This window comes from Brachybacterium sp. ACRRE (genome assembly GCF_022346485.1).
Classification (GTDB): domain Bacteria; phylum Actinomycetota; class Actinomycetes; order Actinomycetales; family Dermabacteraceae; genus Brachybacterium; species Brachybacterium halotolerans.
In genome coordinates, this window is the sequence record NZ_JAKRMO010000011.1 from 45,261 (window position 1) to 63,374 (window position 18,114).

Annotated in this window: 14 protein-coding genes; 11 read left to right on the forward strand and 3 right to left on the reverse strand. The window is 71.2% G+C overall.

Annotation, left to right across the window (positions count from 1 at the left end):
• Positions 1-97: 97 nt before the first annotated feature.
• Positions 98-859: a triose-phosphate isomerase gene (locus tag MHY49_RS05115; RefSeq protein WP_239203004.1), complete on the reverse strand. Its 762-nt coding sequence runs from the start codon at positions 857-859 to the stop codon at positions 98-100.
• A gap of 653 nt (positions 860-1,512) precedes the next feature.
• On the opposite strand from MHY49_RS05115, the gene MHY49_RS05120 reads away from it, so the two are divergent.
• The 7 genes from MHY49_RS05120 to MHY49_RS05150 all read left to right on the forward strand — a co-directional run bounded on the left by MHY49_RS05120 (position 1,513) and on the right by MHY49_RS05150 (position 9,505).
• The gene (locus MHY49_RS05120) at positions 1,513-2,433 is read left to right on the forward strand and encodes a sugar phosphate isomerase/epimerase (RefSeq protein ID WP_239203005.1); all 921 of its coding nucleotides are present in this window, start codon (positions 1,513-1,515) and stop codon (positions 2,431-2,433) included.
• Positions 2,434-2,487: 54 nt separating this feature from the next.
• Positions 2,488-3,261, forward strand: coding sequence for an SDR family NAD(P)-dependent oxidoreductase (locus MHY49_RS05125; RefSeq protein WP_239203006.1), 774 nt, complete (start codon positions 2,488-2,490; stop codon positions 3,259-3,261).
• Between the two features lie 98 nt (positions 3,262-3,359).
• Positions 3,360-4,820: an MFS transporter gene (locus MHY49_RS05130; protein ID WP_239203007.1), complete on the forward strand. Its 1,461-nt coding sequence runs from the start codon at positions 3,360-3,362 to the stop codon at positions 4,818-4,820.
• A 130-nt stretch (positions 4,821-4,950) separates the two neighbouring features.
• A complete protein-coding gene (locus MHY49_RS05135) occupies positions 4,951-6,282 on the forward strand; it encodes an MFS transporter (RefSeq protein ID WP_239203008.1) in 1,332 nt (443 codons plus the stop codon).
• Between the two features lie 64 nt (positions 6,283-6,346).
• A complete protein-coding gene (locus MHY49_RS05140; RefSeq protein WP_239203009.1) occupies positions 6,347-7,345 on the forward strand; it encodes a 2-hydroxyacid dehydrogenase in 999 nt (332 codons plus the stop codon).
• An 88-nt stretch (positions 7,346-7,433) separates the two neighbouring features.
• Complete coding sequence (locus MHY49_RS05145) at positions 7,434-8,720, forward strand: alpha-hydroxy acid oxidase (protein WP_239203010.1); 1,287 nt, start codon at positions 7,434-7,436, stop codon at positions 8,718-8,720.
• Complete coding sequence (locus MHY49_RS05150) at positions 8,717-9,505, forward strand: SDR family NAD(P)-dependent oxidoreductase (protein ID WP_239203011.1); 789 nt, start codon at positions 8,717-8,719, stop codon at positions 9,503-9,505. Before MHY49_RS05145 ends, MHY49_RS05150 begins: the two co-directional genes overlap by 4 nt.
• On the opposite strand, the gene MHY49_RS05155 is transcribed toward MHY49_RS05150, so the two are convergent.
• Positions 9,502-10,533 carry a 2-keto-3-deoxygluconate permease gene (locus MHY49_RS05155; protein WP_239203012.1) on the reverse strand — a complete coding sequence of 344 codons (1,032 nt, stop codon included), beginning with the start codon at positions 10,531-10,533 and terminating at the stop codon, positions 9,502-9,504. The genes MHY49_RS05150 and MHY49_RS05155 overlap by 4 nt on opposite strands.
• Before the next feature lie 399 nt (positions 10,534-10,932).
• On the opposite strand from MHY49_RS05155, the gene MHY49_RS05160 reads away from it, so the two are divergent.
• The 3 genes from MHY49_RS05160 (at position 10,933) to MHY49_RS05170 (ending at position 14,184) form a co-directional block, all read left to right on the forward strand.
• The gene (locus tag MHY49_RS05160; RefSeq protein WP_239203013.1) at positions 10,933-11,907 is read left to right on the forward strand and encodes a 3-hydroxyacyl-CoA dehydrogenase family protein; all 975 of its coding nucleotides are present in this window, start codon (positions 10,933-10,935) and stop codon (positions 11,905-11,907) included.
• 114 nt (positions 11,908-12,021) lie between these two features.
• Positions 12,022-13,362, forward strand: coding sequence for an MFS transporter (locus MHY49_RS05165; protein WP_239203014.1), 1,341 nt, complete (start codon positions 12,022-12,024; stop codon positions 13,360-13,362).
• Positions 13,363-13,494: 132 nt separating this feature from the next.
• A complete protein-coding gene (locus MHY49_RS05170; RefSeq protein WP_239203015.1) occupies positions 13,495-14,184 on the forward strand; it encodes a GntR family transcriptional regulator in 690 nt (229 codons plus the stop codon).
• Positions 14,185-14,456: 272 nt separating this feature from the next.
• Here MHY49_RS05170 and MHY49_RS05175 read toward each other — a convergent pair whose 3' ends face one another.
• A complete protein-coding gene (locus tag MHY49_RS05175) occupies positions 14,457-16,256 on the reverse strand; it encodes a dihydroxyacetone kinase family protein (RefSeq protein WP_239203016.1) in 1,800 nt (599 codons plus the stop codon).
• 333 nt (positions 16,257-16,589) lie between these two features.
• Between MHY49_RS05175 and MHY49_RS05180 the strand changes: the two genes are divergently transcribed.
• Positions 16,590-17,999 carry an MFS transporter gene (locus MHY49_RS05180; protein WP_370645987.1) on the forward strand — a complete coding sequence of 470 codons (1,410 nt, stop codon included), beginning with the start codon at positions 16,590-16,592 and terminating at the stop codon, positions 17,997-17,999.
• Positions 18,000-18,114 lie beyond the last annotated feature (115 nt).

An 18,114-nucleotide genomic window follows, 5' to 3' on the forward strand; every position in this document is an offset into this window, starting at 1 on the left:
CCCCCTGCGACCAACCGGTTCACCACTCGAGGTCAGATTAGTGGGTCGAGCCCTCGGGAGCCAGACCCGGGGCGCATCGACACCGCTCCCCGCAGGGTCAGCCCCTCGCGCGCTCCGCCCCGATGCGCAGCAGCTCGAGGTACCCCTCGACCTTCCACGCAGTGCGGCCGACGAACAGGCCGGTGACGTGCTCGATCCCGAGCAGGTCCGCCGCGTTCTCGAGGTTCACCGAGCCGCCGTAGAGCAGCCCCTTCACGCGGCCCGAGTACTCGGCGCCGAGGGCCGCGAAGGGCTCCACGAGCTCCTCGACGGTGGCCGGGCGCCCCTTCTCCCCGATCGCCCAGATGGGCTCGTAGGCGATGACGACGTCGGCGAGCTGCTCCTCCGTGAGCCCCTCGAGGGCGCCGCGCGCCTGCTCGAGGATGAAGGCGGAGGAGCCCCCGGCGTCCTTCACCTCGGCGCTCTCGCCGATGCACAGCAGGGGCGTGAGCCCGTGCCGCAGCGAGGCTGCGACCTTGAGGCGCGTGGTCTCGACGGTCTCGCCGAAGTGCTCGCGGCGTTCGGAGTGGCCGATCTCGACGATCTGCGCGCCCGCGTCCTTCGCCTGCGGCACCGAGACCTCGCCGGTCCATGCGCCGGCGTCCTCCCAGTGCGCGTTCTGCACGCCCAGCAGCACGGGCGAATCCTCGCCGAGGATCTGCGCGACGGTCGACGTGGCGGTGAAGGAGGGGATCACGAAGGGCTGCACGCCCTCGGGGGCGCGGCCGTCCAGGTGTCCGACGAGCGCCGACGTCCACTCGCGCGCCTCGGCGAGAGTCTTGTTCATCTTCCAGCTGGTGCCGATCCAGAGGGGCTGCATGGGAGTGGTTCCTCGCTGTTCGTGGTGGTGCAGAGCGGTGATGGCGCGGAGCCCTGACGGTCCGCGGCTCGCGACGTGAGCGGATCGCACGGACTCCGGGGACGAGGACCGCCGTCGACCTTCGGGGACGGTCGGCCGCACGGGGACGCTACCGGGAGGCGTTCCCGCGGGAACGCAGACTCTCGCCTGTCGAGCCGATTCTTCCCGATCGGCGGAACGGATCGCCGCCGACGCCCGATGCGCGGACTCGGTGAAGGGCGGATTCGCGGCAGCATGCCGGTCGAGGTGTCAGGGCGTGACGAGTTGCGGTGGGTTCTCGATCCCATGCGCTCGCCGCGGGTCCGTCGGCCTGCACGACATTCCGTCGCTTTTCCACCGCAACTCGTACCCTCCAGGACCCCTGTCCTTCACCGTTCACCCCTTACCCCTCGCCGGAGCGGGAGCTGGAGCCGGAGCAGGCCGAAGGCGTGCACCCGCGCCGGGACCACGCGCCCCACTCCCCGAGCGCGGCGGACGAGCCTGAGCCCGGCACACGACCCTGACCACGGCGGGCGATCCTATAGGTGGCACCCACGCGCACTCCGCAAGCCCGCTTGACATCCACCCTCGTTGTAGAAATCCTATAGGAACAGTCGTCGCGAAGGAGACCGAAGATGCTCACTGCCGAGTCCTGGCCGATCGCCGCCAACATGCTCTCGTTCGGCGCCACCGCGCCCGACGGCGGCCACATCAAGGACGCGCCCGCGAGCGTGTGGGCCTCCCAGATGCGCCAGGCCCGCGACCTCGGCATCACCCAGATCGACCCGACCGACGCCTGGGTGCCCCTCGCCCGTCTGAGCGACGCACGCGTCGAGGAGTTCCGCAGCACGCTGGAGGACTCGGGCCTCACCATCCCGTCGATCTCCATGACCCGCAGCTCCGTCGTCGACCGCGAGAAGGGCGAGGACTTCCTCGCCGAGGCCCACCGGCTGATGGACATCGCGCCGAGCTTCGGGGCGAGCGTCGTGAACATCGGCTTCATGCAGGCCCTCACCCCCGCCCAGGCCGACGCCGTCTGGTTCTGGCTCGAGGACGGCCACCACGACGACCCGGCGCTGCGCGATCTCGCCATCGAGCGCACCCGCGAGCTGGGCGATCACGCGAAGGCGAACGGCCTCCAGCTCAGCCTCGAGATGTACGAGGACACCTACGTCGGCACTCCCGAGGACGCCGTCGCGTTCCTGAAGGACGTGGACCACGAGGCCGTCGGCCTGAACCCGGACCTCGGCAACCTGGTGCGCCTGCACCGGCCGATGCCGCACCCCGGCGACATGTACGAGACGGTGCTGCCCCACGCGAACTTCTGGCACATCAAGAACTACACGCGGGACTTCGACCCGGCGACCGGCGCATACACCTCGGCGCCCATGCCGCTGAAGTACGGCTACGTGAACTACCGGCAGGTGATCCGTCGCGCCCTGGAGCTCGGGTACACCGGACCCTTCTGCTGCGAGCACTACGGCTCGGACTCCCTGGGCGTGATCGCCGAGAACATCCAGTACATCCGCCAGGTGCTCGCCTCCGCGCTCGCCTGAGCACGCCCGCCCCAGCGTCACCCCGCACCACCCCACCTCTGCGAAGGAGCAGCAATGACCAGCACGTTCCCCGAGAACCGCACCGCCGTCGTCACCGGGGCCGGCGCCCCGCGCGGCATCGGCCGCCACGTCGCCCGCGCCCTCACCGGCGCCGGCTGGGACGTGGCCGTCCTGGACATCGACGAGGCCTCGGTGAAGGAGTTCGCTGCAGAGCTCGCCTCCGAGTCCGGTCGCAGCGTCGTCGGCATCGGCGTCGACATCTCCGACAAGGAGTCCGTCGAGGCGGCGTTCGCGATCATCGACCGCGAGCTGCCGCCCGTGCTCGCCGAGGTGAACCTCGCCGGCATTCCCAGCCCCCACACGATCTTCGAGCTCGACGCCGCGATCTGGGACCGCGTCATGGACGTCAACGCCAAGGGCACCCTGTTCATGATGCAGGCCGCGGCGACCCGCATGATCGACGGCGGCCACGGCGGACGCATCGTCAACACCTCCTCGATCACCGCCTACGACGGCGGCGGCACCTTCTCCAAGACCGGCTACGCCGCGGCGAAGGCCGCCGTGCTGGGCCTGACCCGCGGCGGCGCCCGCGAGCTCGGGAAGCACGGCATCACCTGCAACGCGATCGTCCCCGGCCCCATCGACACCGACATCATGGGCGGCACCCTCACCGACGAGCGAAAGGCCGGGATGTCCTCCGACATCCCCCTGCAGCGCGTCGGCCAGCCGCAGGAGGTCGCGGGCCTCATCAAGTTCTTGGTCAGCGAGGACTCCAGCTTCGTCAACGGGGACGCCGTCTTCGTCGACGGCGGCAAGCACATGGTCTGACCCTGCCCGTCGGCCGGGCCCGCGCGACCCCCGCAGCACCCGCCGCATGCCCTGCGCGTGCCCGGCCGACCCCTCCTGCACGTCCTGAGGAGCATTCCGTGACGACGACGTCATCCCCCTCCGGCAACGGTCCGGAGCAGCCCAGCACCGCGACGACCGACGCCCGGTCCGCGCCCCGGGCCGCGCGCCCCGCCCATCCCGAGCACACCGCCCGGTCCGTGCGCACCGTCGACGAGGCGGAGGAGCTCGCCTTCTCCCCCGAGGTCGCCTCGGCCACCCGCAAGGCCCGTTGGCGGCTGCTGCCCTTCCTCATGCTCATGTTCGTGATCGCGTTCATCGACCGCTCGAACATCGGCTTCGCCGAGGAGTCCCTCGAGGTTCACGCCGGTCTCGGGGCCGCGGCCTACGCCTTCGGCGCGGGGCTGTTCTTCATCGGCTACGCGGTTTTCGAGGTGCCCTCGAACCTGATCATGCACCGGGTCGGGGCGCGCTGGTGGATGGCGCGGATCATGGTCTCGTGGGGCGTGGTCGCCGGCCTGTTCATGTTCACGACCGGACCGGTCATGTTCTACGTCCTGCGGTTCCTCCTGGGCGTCGCCGAGGCGGGCTTCTTCCCCGGCGTGATCCTGTACCTCACCTACTGGTTCCCGCGGCGCACGCGCGGCCAGGCCACGGCCCTGTTCTACCTGGGGTTGCCGATCGCGAACGTGGTCGGCGGGCCGCTGTCCGGCGGGCTCCTCGAGCTCGATGGCGTGCTCGGGCTGCACGGCTTCCAGTGGATGTTCCTGCTCGAGGGCCTGCTCGCGGTGATCGTCGGCGTGGTCGCGGTCTTCGCGCTCACCGACCGCCCCGCCCGCGCCCGCTGGCTCACCGCCGGCGAGCGCGACGCCCTCGAGGGCGTCCTCGCCGCCGAGGCGCAGACCAAGGAGCAGGTTGCGAAGCTCTCCTGGTGGCGGGCGCTGCTGAACCCGCGGGTGCTCTACTTCGCCCTCATCTACCTCACCATCCAGGTCGCCGTGTACGGCCTCACGTTCTTCCTGCCCGCGCAGGTCGCGAGCATCACGGGCCGCGAGGTCGGATTCCTGGTGGGACTGCTGGTCGCGATCCCGTGGCTGTGCGCGCTGGTCGTGAACCTGTTCGTCGGCCGATGGGCGGACCGGCGCGCCGCCTACCGCTCGACCGCGACGCTCATGCTCGCCCTCTCGGGCGTGGGGCTGGCCGCGAGCGCCTTCCTCAGCCAGCCCGTGCTGGCGATGGCCGCGCTGTGCCTCGCGGCGATCGGCTTCGTCTCCGCGCAGCCGATCTTCTGGAACATCCCCACCGGCTATCTCTCCGGCGCAGCCATGGCGGCGGGCGTCGGCCTCATCAACGGGCTCGGGAACCTGGGCGGCTTCATCGCCCCGAACCTGCGCTCGTGGATGGTGACCGCGTTCGACAGCGAGGCCGCCGGCCTCGTGATGCTCGCGATCGCCCCGTTCGTCGGCGCCCTCCTGGTCGCCGGCACCGCCCTGTTCGAACGACGCGACCGCGCCGTCCGGACGGGTCCGGGCGCCGCCTGAGGCCGCCGGGATCCGTCGGCCGACGGGCCCGTCCCGGGTCGATGGACCGATCCCGGACCGACGCCCCCGTCGGCCTCTCCCCACCCGAGCACCGCCGCTCCCCTCCCCTCACCTCCCCGAGAAGGTCACCATGAGCCTCGACGCCGAGGACGCCCGCCGCGCGCGGGACCACCGGAAAGTCCGCAACCTCCGCTACGTCGTGCTGATCTGGCTGCTGCTGGCCGGGGTCCTCAACTACATGGACCGCGCGTCGGTCTCCATCGCCGCGCCCCACATGATCGACGAGCTGGGGCTCACCCAGACCGACATCGGGCTGATGGGCAGCGTGTTCTCCTGGACCTACGCGATCTGCCAGCTGCCGGTGGGGTACCTCATCGACAAGGTCGGCCCGCGGCGCATGTACTTCCTGGCCGTGGGCATCTGGTCGATCGCCTCCGCGCTCATGGCCGCCGGCCACACGCTGGGCCACTTCCTGCTGTTCCGCGTGCTGCTGGGCATCGGCGAGTCCCCGAACTCGCCCAACAGCTCGAAGATCTCCACCCACTGGTTCCCGCGCTCCGAGCGCGGTCAGGCGGCCGGGATCTGGGACTCGGGCTCGAAGTGGGGCTCGGCGATCGCCCCGCCCGTGCTCACCGTGCTCATGCTCGCCTTCGGCTGGCGCGCGATGTTCCTGGCCATGGGCGTCGCGGGCATCGTGCTCGCCGCCGCCTTCTGGGCGTTCTACCGCGCCCCCGAGGACGCCAAGCGCCTCTCGGACGAGGAGTACCGGCATATCCTCGCGGGCCGGGACGCCGCCGAATCGGCCGACGCCGAGAGGATCCCCTGGCTGAAGCTGTTCACGTTCCGCCAGACCTGGGGCATGATGCTCGGCTTCTTCACCTCGATCTGGATCTGGAACATCTTCATCACCTTCCTGCCGCTGTTCCTCCAGCACTCCCTGGGCGTCTCCATCGCCGGGACCGGCGGGGTCGCGGCGATCCCCTACGTCGTCGCCGCGCTCGGCGCGATCTTCGGCGGCCGCATCACCCTGGTCCTCGCCCGACGCGGCCGCAGCCCGCTCGCCTCGAAGCGGGTCGTGCTGGTGATCGCCTCGATCGCGACAGGCGTGCTCCTGTGCCTGGTGCCGCTGGTGCAGACGCTCGCCCTCGCCCTGGTCGTGCTCAGCCTCGCACTGGGCCTCATCGCGCTCGTGCAGGCGCAGGCCTGGGCCGTGACCTCGGACATCGTGCCCGACGCCTACGCGGCCCGGTTCGGGGGCATCATGAACTTCGGCGGCTACTTCGGCGGCGCGCTCGCCCCGGTGATCACCGGCATGGTCTTCGACGCGACCGGCAGCTACTCGCCCTCGTTCGTGCTCGCCGGAGTCATCGCGGCCTGCGGCGCCCTGTTCTTCGGGCTGCTGATCCGCCGTCCGATCCCGCAGCGCGCGGCGGCCGAGGCCTCGGAGGCGGCGGCCGCATGACCGCCCCCGCTCCTGCCGCTCCTACCAACCCCACCACTCCCACCACTCCCACCAGGAGGCTCCCATGAGCAGCACACCCTGGCGCCTCGCCGTCGCCGCCGAGGGCATCGACGCGTCCGGCCGCACCATCCACGGCGACATCGGCCTGGGCTCGCTCGCCGAGCACGGCATCGAGTGGTCGCCGATCGACGTGGCCCGGCAGGAGCTCACGGCCGAGGCGCTGCACGGGTTCGACGCGGTGCTGCTGATGGGCGAGTCCCCGTTCGGCGCAGAGCAGCTGGGCGAGGAGACGACGATCAAGCACGTCGCGCGCTTCGGGGCGGGCTTCGACCAGGTCGACCTCGCCGCCTGCGCGGCCCGCGGGATCCCGGTGACCAACGCGCCCACGGGCCTGCGCGTGCCGATGGCCCACGCCGCACTGACCCTCCTGTTCGCCCTCGCCCACCAGCTCCTCCCGAAGTCGCAGCTGGTGCGCACGGGCCGCTGGGACCAGCGGGCCGGGCTGCGCGGACGCGGACTCGCGAGCGCCACGATCGGCGTGATCGGCCTCGGCGGCATCGGCCGCGAGACCGTGCGCCTGCTGCGCGGGCTGGGCCTCGAGGTGATCGCGTACAACCGCACGCCCCGCCCCGAGTTCTGCACCGAGCAGGGCGTCGAGCAGGTGGATCTGCCGGAGCTGCTGCGCCGCAGCGACTTCGCGATCCTCACCGTCTCCTCGAACGCGCAGACCCGGCACCTCATCGGCGCGCGCGAGCTCGAGGACCTCGGGGCCGACGGGCACCTCATCAACGTCGCCCGCGGCGCGGTCGTCAACGAGCGGGCGCTCGTCGAGGCGCTGCGCGAGGGCACCATCGCCGGGGCCGCACTGGACGTCTTCGAGACCGAGCCGCTGTCGACGACGAGCCCGCTGCTCGAGCTCGACAACGTGCTGCTCACCCCGCACTCGCTGTGCTGGACCGCGGACTTCACGGCTGCCACCGGCGCCGAGGCCCTCGGCGAGGTGATCGCCGTGGCCGACGGCCGCGAGCCCGCGCACCTGGTGAACGACCCCCGCCCCTCCTGACCGACCGCCTGTTCAGCCGCCTGTTCAGCCCCCTGACCAACCGTCCGACCCCGCAGTCCGACCCTGCCGCCCGATCCGAGGAGGAGACATGCCCGAGAATCCGCTGTCCGGAGCCGTCGAGTTCGCGAAGATGATCGCCGCGGGCGGTCTGCGCGTTGATCCCGTCGAGTCCGCCCCGTCGGTCGAGGACTTCCGCGACCTCGCACGGCGACGCCTGCCGAAGATGGCCTTCGACATCATCGACGGGGCCTCGAACCACGAGATCACGAAATCCGTGAACGAGGAGGACCTGCGCCGGGTGAGGTTCCGGCCCCGGTGGCTGACCGACATCTCGCACGTCGACATCTCCACCGAGGTCGACGGGATGGCGCTCGCCCGCCCCTACGTGCTGGGTCCCCTGGGCCTGCAGCGGATGATCGGCGGCACCGGCGAGCTGCCCGCCGTGCGGGCGGCCGGGAGGGCGGGGATCCCGTTCACGATCTCCACCGCCTCGAACTGGTCGATGGAGGAGATCGCCGACGTCGCGACCGGGCCGCTCTGGTACCAGCTGTACATGTACAAGAGCGAGCGGATCGTCACCAATCTGATCCAGCGCGCGAAGGCCATCGGCGCCGAGGCCATGGTGGTCACGGTCGACGTCCCCCTGAACGGCAAGCGCTACCGCGACCACCGCAACGGCATGTCGATCCCGCCCAAGGTCACCGCGCGCAACGCCCTGGAGGCGGTGCGGCACCTGGACTGGACGCTCGCGGTCATGCGCCCGCCGGCCATCGGCTTCCGCAACCTGGTGGGCGAGATCCAGGGCGACAACGCCGTCTCGCACCAGGAGTTCGTCGCGAAGTACCTCGCGAACCTCACCCTGACCTGGGACAGCATCGAGGACGTGCGCCGGCAGTGGGACGGCCCGCTGTACATCAAGGGGATCCTCACGCCCGAGGACGCCCGGCGCGCACGGAACGCGGGCGCGCAGGGCATCTACGTCTCGAACCACGGCGGACGCCAGCTCGACTCCTCGCCGAGCACCATCAGCGTGCTGCCCAGCATCGTGGACGCCGTGGGCGAGGACATGACCGTCGTCTTCGACTCCGGCGTGCGCACGGGCGACGACATCGCCAAGGCCATCGCCGTGGGCGCCGACCTGGTCTCCGTGGGCCGCGCCTGGGGATATGCGAACGCCTCCGCCGGCGAGCGCGGCGTCACCCGCGTCATCGACATCCTCGACGAGGAGCTCGCCCTCGCCATGGGCCAGCTCGGCGCGACCAGCATCGGGGCGCTGGACCGCGGGTTCGTCGACTACCCCGAGGCGTGGCACGGGGTGGGGCTGCATCGGGAGCCGGAGGGCGATGCCCGGGCCGACGGAAGGTCGGGCTCGTGACCGCGCGGGCCCTGGAGGACGAGGCCCGCGTGCAGTGCCTGACCGCCCTGGTCACTGGAGCCGCCTCCGCGCGCGGCATCGGCCGCGGGGTGGCGCTGCGATTCGCGCGCGAGGGCCGCCCGCTCGCGCTCCTCGATCGCGACGGCGAGGGACTGGCCGACGTGGCCGAGCAGGCGCGCGCCGCGGGCGCCCCGGTCGTCGTCACCGCTCCCGCCGACATCGCCGATGAGCACAGCGTCGACGCCGCGATCACCCGCTGCGAGGCCGAGGCGCCCGCGATCGGGACGCTCGTCAGCTGTGCCGGTATCGCGAACCCCACGGCCTTCCTCGACGTGACCTCGGCCGAATTCCACCGCACCCTCGCCGTCAACATCGGCGGGGCCTTCCACCTGTGCCGCAGGTTGCTGCCCACCATGCTGGAGCAGCAGCTGGGCCGGATCGTCGCGATCTCCTCGACCGCCGGGCAGGACGGCGGCGGAAACTTCTCCAAAACGGCCTATGCGGCATCGAAGGCGGGGCTCGAGGGCCTCGTGCGCGGACTCGCCAAGGAGACCGCCGGGACCGGCGTGACCGTCAACGCCATCGCCCCCGCGAACATCGACACGGACATCATGGGCGGCCCGCTCGAAGGGGCCCGCCGCGAGGAGTTCATCGGCCGCACGCCCGTGGGGAGGCTCGGCACGGTCGACGAGCTGGCGGCACTGGTCGCCTTCCTCACCGGCCCCTCGGGCGGATTCACCACCGGTGCCACCTACAACCTCAACGGCGGCATGCGCATCGGCTAGGTCGTCACGGTCGCGGACTCGGCCTCCGTCGGCAGCTCGTCGGCCTCCGGATCGTCGAGCGCGCCGTTCCTGCGCAGCACCCAGGCCGCCACCAGGGGCGCTGTGATCGCCGAGATCAGCACGGCGGTCGCGATCTGCACGGTCGCGACGCCGACGTAGGGCTCGAACCGCGGGTCCGCCGCGGCGACGATCGCGGGGGTCGCCAGCGAGTTGCCCGCGGTGGTGCCCGCGACGAAGCCGATCCCCGAGCGGCGCCCGCGTCGCAGCAGGAACCGGTAGGCGAAGTAGGTGAGCCCACCGGTGAACGGCGTGACGACGAGCCCCAGCAGGATCCCCGTCACCCCGCCCGTGAGCACCGCGGACAGGTCGATCCCGGTGCCGAGCCCGAAGGCGAAGAACGGGATGACGATGTTGGGCACAGGTCGCATGACCTCCGTCCACCGGTGGTCGATGTTGCCCACCACGATGCCCAGGAGCAGCGGGATCACCGCGGCGGCGAAGGCCTCGAGCGGGATCGACCCGAGTCCCGCAGCGCCGATGAACAGCATCGTGAAGAAGGGTCCGTCGTTCAATGCGGAGGCGACGTAGGCACCGCGATCGGTCCGTGTCCCGTACTTCCCGGTGAACGCGATCCAGACCCCTCCGTTGGAGTTGTCGAAGGTCGCCAGCATGGCCAGGATCGAGATCCCCAGGACCCCCTGGATCCCCACCAGGGATCCCAGCGCGACGACGAGGAGACCGGGGATCAGGCTCTTGGCGAGCAGGATCGTGCCGGTGGTGCCCGCGACGGGGCCGATGGTGCGCGGGGTGATCTGCATGCCGGTGGCGAAGATGACCAGCGCCATCATCGGCATCGGGGTCGCGAACAGGGCGGTGGTGAAGCTGCCGATCTCGAGGACACCGGGGGCGAGCGTGCCCACGATCGCGCCGAGGATCAGCGGGATCACCATCAGCCCGCCGGGGATCTTGTCGAGGGTGCCGTAGATGGGCGAACCCAGCGTCCGGCCGGTCGTCGTCGATGCGGTCATCTCGTCCTTCTTCTCCGCTCTCGGAGGCGCGTCCTCGCGCTCTCTCCTGCTTCGCGCTGCGGGGCGTCGGTGCCCCGCAGTCGGGCGCGGCCGCACGGCCGTCTCCCGTTCCTCGACCTCGCAGCGAGACGCGCCGAGGACCGATTGCCCTATAGGATTCAACGTGAACGCGGACACGTCAACCTCTCCAGGATTGCGCGATCGCGATCGCCGTGTCGACCGAGGCTCCCCCGATCGCGTGCGCAATCCTGCCGCAGCGCCCTCCACAGGAGCGCAGACGCGAGACAGGGTTGATCGCACGCAGTTAAAGGTGATCCCATAGGATCATTCGAGGCAATCTCGGCATGGCGCACTCCCGCACGGCGGAGCGCCGCGCACATCAGACGAAGGAGTCCCCTCATGACCATCAGCACCGTGACCGTCGTCGGAGCCGGCTACATGGGCGGAGGCATCGCCCAGGTGCTGGCCATGGCCGGCCTCCCCGTGCAGATCGCCGACGTGAGCGTCGAGGCCGCCGACGCCGCCCTCGAGCGGATCCTCGGCGAGGCCCGCGCGAGCGAGGACCAGGGCCTCGTACCCGCCGGCAGCGCCGACTCGGTCGCCGCGCACCTGAGCGCCGGGAAGACCATCGAGGAGGCCGTGGCCGACGCCGACTTCATCGAGGAGGTCGTCTTCGAGGACCCCGCCGTGAAGAAGGAGGTGCTGGGCCGGATCTCCGCCGCGGCCCGTCCCGACGCGATCATCGGCACGAACACCTCGACGATCCCCGTGCACGTGCTGGCGCCCGCCGTCACCGGGCCCGAGCGCTTCCTGACCGTCCACTTCTCCAACCCGATGCCGTTCATCCCGGGCGTCGAGCTGGTCGCCGGGGAAGCCACCACCCAGGAGGCGATCGACGCGATCAAGGACCTGCTGGCCCGCGCCGACTGCGAGGGCGCACAGGTCGCCGACACCCCCGGGATGGTCCTGAACCGCCTGCAGTACGCCCTGCTCAAGGAGGCCACGAGCGTGGTCGAGGAGGGCGTGGCGACGGTCGACGACGTGGACACGATCGTGCGCACCACCTTCGGCTTCCGCCTGGGCTTCTTCGGGCCCTTCGCGATCGCCGACCAGGCCGGGCTCGACGTCTACGCGAACTGCTTCCGCACCTTCGAGGAGGCCTACGGCGAGCGTCTGGCGACCCCGGAGCTGTTGAAGGACGCGGTCGCCGAGGACCGCAAGGGTCTGAAGAACGGGCACGGACTCGTCGAGGACTACGACGAGGAGACGACGGCCGAGCTCATCGCCTACCGCAACAAGGCCTACGCCCGCATGCGCGAGGTGCTGCGCGAGCTGGGCCCCGCGCCGCGCGGGACCAAGCGCCCGTCGGCCTGAGTCACCTCACCTCCTTCGCACCGCACGGTGCCCGTCCCTGTGGGACGGGCACCGCCCTCACCCTGGCCACCAACTGACACGGCCCCGACCGGGGCCCGCATCCGAGGAGTCACCGTGGACTCGACCACGACCGTCGACGAGCGCGCCCTGATCAAGAAGATCACCTGGCACATCGTCCCCTTCGTGATGGTGCTGTACACCATCGCCTACATCGACCGCTCCGTGATCGGCTACGCGAAGCTGCAGATGTCCACGGACATCGGCCTGAGCGACGCCGCATTCGGCCTCGGGGCGGGGCTGTTCTTCCTCGCCTACTTCCTGTTCGAGGTGCCCTCGAACTACCTGCTGCCCAAGGTCGGCCCGCGCATCTGGTTCGCACGGATCCTGTTCACGTGGGGCCTGATCACGGCGCTCACGGCACTGACGCCGTCGACCGAGATCTTCTACGTGCTGCGCTTCCTGCTGGGCGTCGCCGAGGCCGGCTTCTACCCGGGCGTGCTCTACTACCTGACCTTCTGGTTCCCGCAGCGCCATCGCACGAAGGCGACCGGGACGTTCGTGCTCGCGGCGCCGATCGCCTTCCTGGTCATGAGCCCGCTCGCCGGGTCCATCCTGGGGCTGGACTGGCTGGGACTGCGCGGCTGGCACTGGCTGTTCGTGCTCTCGGGCCTGGCCGCCATGATCGCCGCGGTGCCCACCCTGAAGTGGCTGCGGGACACCCCGCGCGCGGCCCCGTGGATCACCGCGTCCGAGGCCGACTGGATCGAGGGTCAGCTGGAGAAGGACCGTGCGGAGCTCGGCCAGCAGTCCCACGCGAACCCCTGGAAGGCGCTCGGCTCGAAGTACGTGTGGGTGTTCGCGCTGCTGTTCTTCCCCTCGACGGTCGGGATCTACGGGCTGAGCTTCTGGGTGCCCACGGTGGTGAGCGCGTTCAGCGGATCGGACGTCGCCACCGGCTGGCTCTCCGCGATCCCGTACGTGTTCGGCGTGATCGGCATCTTCGTGACCTCGCGCCTCGCCTCACGGATGCGAGAGAACTGGATCCCGCTGATCGTCATCTACATCGGCAGCGCGGTGGGCATCCTGCTGTCGGCGCTCGCGCCGGCCGGACTCCTGCAGCTGGCGGCGATGTCCATGGCCGCGTTCTTCCTGTACTCGGTGGCCGGCGTGTTCTGGGCGCTGCCCACCCGCTACCTCGTGGGCGCGACCGCGGCGATCGGCATCGCGTTCGTGAACTCCTTCGGCAACATCGGCGGGTTCGTCGGCCCGTACGTGGTCGGCGCGGTCTCCGAGGCCACGGGCAAGGCCGCCAACGGCATGTACTTCCTGGGCGCCGTGCTGATCCTCGGCGCGATCGGCACGACCATCGGCATGCGCGTCTGGGCGGGCCGGAACCCCGAGCAGGTCGAGACGGTCGGCCGACGAGGCGAGACGGTCTCACCCCGGAACGGCTGACCCGTCGCTCGCGGACCGGCGCGCCCTGCTCGTCGCCTCGCACCGGCCGCCCGCAGATTCCTGCACGCGTCGCATGACCGATCCTCTAGGATCCGGAATGCGACGCGTGCACCCGACCGAGCAGGAGACCCCATGGCGAGCAAGCGGCAGGTGCTGCGGGCGGACGTGCAGGAGGGCATCCAGAACCGTCTCGTGCAGGGGAATTGGCGCCCCGGGTCGCGGCTGAGCATCGACGGCCTCGCCCGCGAGCTCGAGGTCTCCCCCACGCCGGTGCGCGAGGCGCTGGTCGCGCTCGAGCGCTCCGGGCTCATCGAGTACAAGGCCCTCAAGGGCTTCGTGGTCGCCCCGCCGCTGAGCGCCGAGCAGATCGACGAGCTCATCGACGCGCGCCTGATCCTCGAGACCGCCGCCTTCACCCGCGCCTTCGACGACTGGGCGGCGCTGCTGGAGGACCTGCGCGCCGCCCATGCCGCGCACACCGCGATCGCCGACCGGATCGCCGCCGCCGGCGAGCCCGACTACTCACTGCTGCACGAGTACTTCGACGCCGACGCCGCGTTCCACGAAGCCCTGTTCACGCACGCCGGCAACCACTACCTCGGGTCGATGCGCGAAGTCCTGAACACCCATGGCCATCGCATGCGCCAGACCTGGTCGGAAGGCCCCGAGCAGATCGACGCCGCCGAGGCCATCACCGAGCACGAGGCGATCCTGGCCCGGGTCGCCGAGCACAACCACGATGGCGCGCTCGAGGCCCTGCGGCGCCACCTCGAGGGTGTGCGCGAGCGCTCGGGCGCGATGGCCGACGCCGCCGAGGAGTGATCGGACCGGGGCATCGGACCGATACCCGTCGCCCCGCATTCCCGAGACAGCGACCGGTGGCAGCCGCGTGGACGTCGTGGACGTCGTGGACGGGCCGATGGTGGGGAGCCGTGGCGATATAGGCACGGCTCCCCACCATCGGCCCGTCCGTGACACACCACCGGCGGGCCGGTGCCGAGCTCACCGGCGAAGGCCCGGACAAGGGCACTCTCGAGGACGCAGCGTCGAGCGACCCGCGCGGCGCACCGTCGAGGGCCCTGCGCGCCCCTCCGTCAGCGCAGGTGCGTTCCGAGCTCGTCCATGAGGATGGAGAAGGACAGGGCACCGGGGTCCGGGGTGCCCTTGGACTTCTCACCGAGCACGCGGGAGCGGCCCTTGGTCGCGGTGATCAGTGCCGTCGCCTCCGCGGCGTCCCGCGCGGTCGCCGCAGCGGCCGTGATCGCGCCTGCCACGCCCGCGAGGTCCTCCCCCGCAGTCTCGCCCGCTCCGCCGGCGCCGTCGGCCGCGGCGCTGAACTGCTCGAGCAGCACCCGACGGAACGGCAGCGCCGCGTCCATCATCGTCTTGTCGCCCTCCACGGCCCCGCCGAGCCGGCCGATCGTGTCCACGCCCGCGACGAGCGCCTCCACCACCTGCGACGGCTCCACGCCCGCGCTGTCGGTCACGGTGTTCCCCGCCGCGATCAGCGCCGCGCCCCACAGCGCGCCCGAGGTGCCTCCCGCCGCCTCGGACCAGGCCTCCCCCGCATGCACCAGCACCGTGCGCGCACCGGCACCATCGGCGACCGCACTGCGGGCGGCCTCGGCCGCGCCCTTCGACCCGAAGGCCATGCCCTGCCCGTGGTCGCCGTCGCCCGCGATCGCGTCGATCCGGCCCAGCTCGGCCTCCTCCCGCGCGCACACGGCCTCGAACAGGTCCAGCACACCGCTGATCCTGCGCGCCGCGGCCCGGGAGTCCTCGCTCGCCTGCGGGATCGGATCCACGCCCGGCTCCCACCGCACCGCACCCGCGGACCCGGCATCGTCATCGTCATCGCCATCGGCCGCATCTCCCGCGGGCATCGCGCCGCGATGGAAGGCGGGCGTGTCCACCGGCGCCAGCCAGTGCTCCTCGAGCTCCTCGTCGAGGAACACGACCGTCAGCGACAGCCCGGCCATGTCCAGGCTCGTCACGTGCTCGCCGACCTCCGGACGCACCGGCGTGATCCCCCGCGCCTGAAGCATCCGCGCCACGTGCCCATAGACCACGAACAGCTCCTCGTGCTTCACCGTGCCCAGACCGTTCACGATCACGGCGGCGCGGCCCCGATACCCGGGTGCGCCGTCCGCGGCGCGTGCGGGCTCCTCCGCGAGGACCCCGTCGACCAGCATCTGCGCGACCTCGCGCGCACTGCCCAGGGCCTCGTCCCGCACGCCGGGCTCGCCATGGATGCCCAGGCCCACGGCCATCTGCCCGGCCTCCACGGAGAACAGCGGCGCCTGCGCGCCCGGCAGGGTGCAGCCGGCGAAGGCGACGCCGAAGGAGCGGGTCGCATCGTTCGCCCGGATCGCGACCTGCTCGGCCGCCTCCAGATCCGCGCCCGCCTCGATCGCGGCACCCGTGATCTTGAAGACCGGCAGGTCACCCGCGATCCCGCGACGGTCCCGATGGTTCTGCGGGGTGTTCGAGGCGATGTCGTCGCTGACCTTCACGATCCGCACGTCGATCCCGTCCGCGCGCAGCTTCTCCGCCGCCAGCCCGAAGTGCAGCACGTCCCCGGCATAGTTCCCGAAGCCCAGGATCACCCCGCCGCCGTTCTCCGCGTTGCGCGCAACCGAGTACACCTGCGAGGCCGACGGCGAGGCGAACACGTTCCCGCACGGCGCCCCGTGCCCCATCCCGCGGCCCACCCAGCCCGCGAACGCCGGGTAGTGCCCCGAGCCGCCGCCGATCACCAGCGCCGGCTGACCCTTCGGCGTCGCCGCGGAGCGGACCACTCCCCCGTGGACCTGCATCAGGTCCGGCTGCGAAGCCACCAGCCCCGCCACCGCGTCGGCCGCGAACTCGCTCGGCTCGTCGAAGAGATACGTCATCGTGGATCCTCCAGGAAGGGCCGCTCTCACGGCTGCGTGGGCGTGGTCTGGTGCGAGCACGGGCTCGCGTCGTTCGAATCCTATAGGAATCGGGGGTCGCTGGGTCGGCGCCACCGGCCGACCGTCGTCCGACCGCCAGCCGACCCGTCGGCCCGTCTGCCGATCGGCCCGTCGGCCCGCCAGTCGGCCTGTTGATCGATCCTGCCGACCGGCCTGTCGGTCGACCTGCTGACCGACCTTGCGATTGGTCAACCGGTTTGCCACACTATAGCGGACCGACGTCCGGCATCGCGGCCCGTCCGCGCCGACGCTCACACCGACACAGGAGTCACCGTGACCGCATCCTCCTCCGGGGCATCGCCCGGAGCGCCCGCTTCCCCGCCCGTCGCCGACTCGGCCGTCGCCCGATCAGCGATCCGCAAGGTCTCGGTGCGCCTGGTCCCGTTCGTCGCGCTGATGTTCTTCATCAACTACCTGGACCGCACGGCCATCGGCTTCGCCTCCCCCAACGGCATGAACGACGACCTCGCGCTCTCCGCGGCGCAGTTCGGCTTCGCCTCCGGGGTGTTCTTCATCGGCTACATCCTGCTGGAGATCCCCTCCAACCTGGCGCTCCACCGCTTCGGGGCGCGCATCTGGCTGGCCCGCATCATGATCAGCTGGGGCGTCGTCGCAGTCGCCTTCACCTGGGTGCAGGGCTTCACCTCGCTCACGGTGCTGCGCTTCCTGCTGGGCGTCGCCGAGGCCGGCTTCTTCCCCGGCGCGATCCTGTTCCTGAGTCTGTGGGTGCCCTCGGCGTACCGCGGGCGCATCCTCATGCTCTTCTACCTCGCGCAGCCGCTGACCACCGTGATCGGCGCCCCGCTCGCGGGCCTGCTGATCCAGCAGCACGGGCTGTTCGGCCTCGCCGGGTGGCGCGTGATGTTCCTGGGCGTGGGCCTTCCCGCGATCATCATCGGCATCGCCGCGCTCTTCTACCTCAAGGACAGGCCGGCCGACGCGAGGTGGCTGACCCGCGCCGAGCAGGAGTGGCTCACGGACTCCCTGCGCGCCGAATCGAGCGCGAAGAGCGAAGGCACCGGGCACGTCCCGGCGCGCTTCGCCTTCCGCAGCGGACGCGTGTGGATGCTGTCGATCATCTACTTCGGCTTCATCTACGGCCTCTACGCGCTCGCGTTCTTCCTGCCCACGATCATCGAGGGCTTCCAGGACCAGTCCGGGCAGTCCTTCGGGGTGCTCGCCAAGGGCCTGATCACCGCGATCCCCTACCTTCCCGCCGCCGTCGTCATGTACTTCTGGTCGCGCCACGCGAGCCGGAACGGCCTGAAGTCCTGGCACATCGCCGTGCCCGCCCTGGTGGGCGGCGTGTCGATCCCGCTCGCGCTGTACGCGGGATCGCCGGCGCTGACGATCGCCGTCATCACCGTCACCGCCTGCGCGATCTTCGCGGCGCTGCCGAACTTCTGGACGCTGCCCACCCAGTTCCTCACCGGCGCCGCGGCGGCCGCGGGCGTCGCGCTCATCAACACGCTCGGCAACCTCGGCGGCTTCAGCGCCCCGTACATCACCGGCGCGGTCCACGACTGGACCGGAGGCTACGAGGCGCCCATGTTCCTGGTCGGCTTCTTCATGCTGCTCTCCGCACTGCTCATGGTGGTGCTGGCGCGCAGCGCACGGGCACGGGGCGCCGTGGGGACGACGGAGGTCGACGACGCCGCCCTCGTCTCCCCCGAGAAGGGCTGATCGCCCGGTCACAGAGACCGAGGACTCCACCGGGGGGGCCGCGCGGATCCGCGCGGCCCCTCTTCGCGCACCTACCGATACGAATCGACGACCCGTCCCCGGAGAGCCGCGCCGA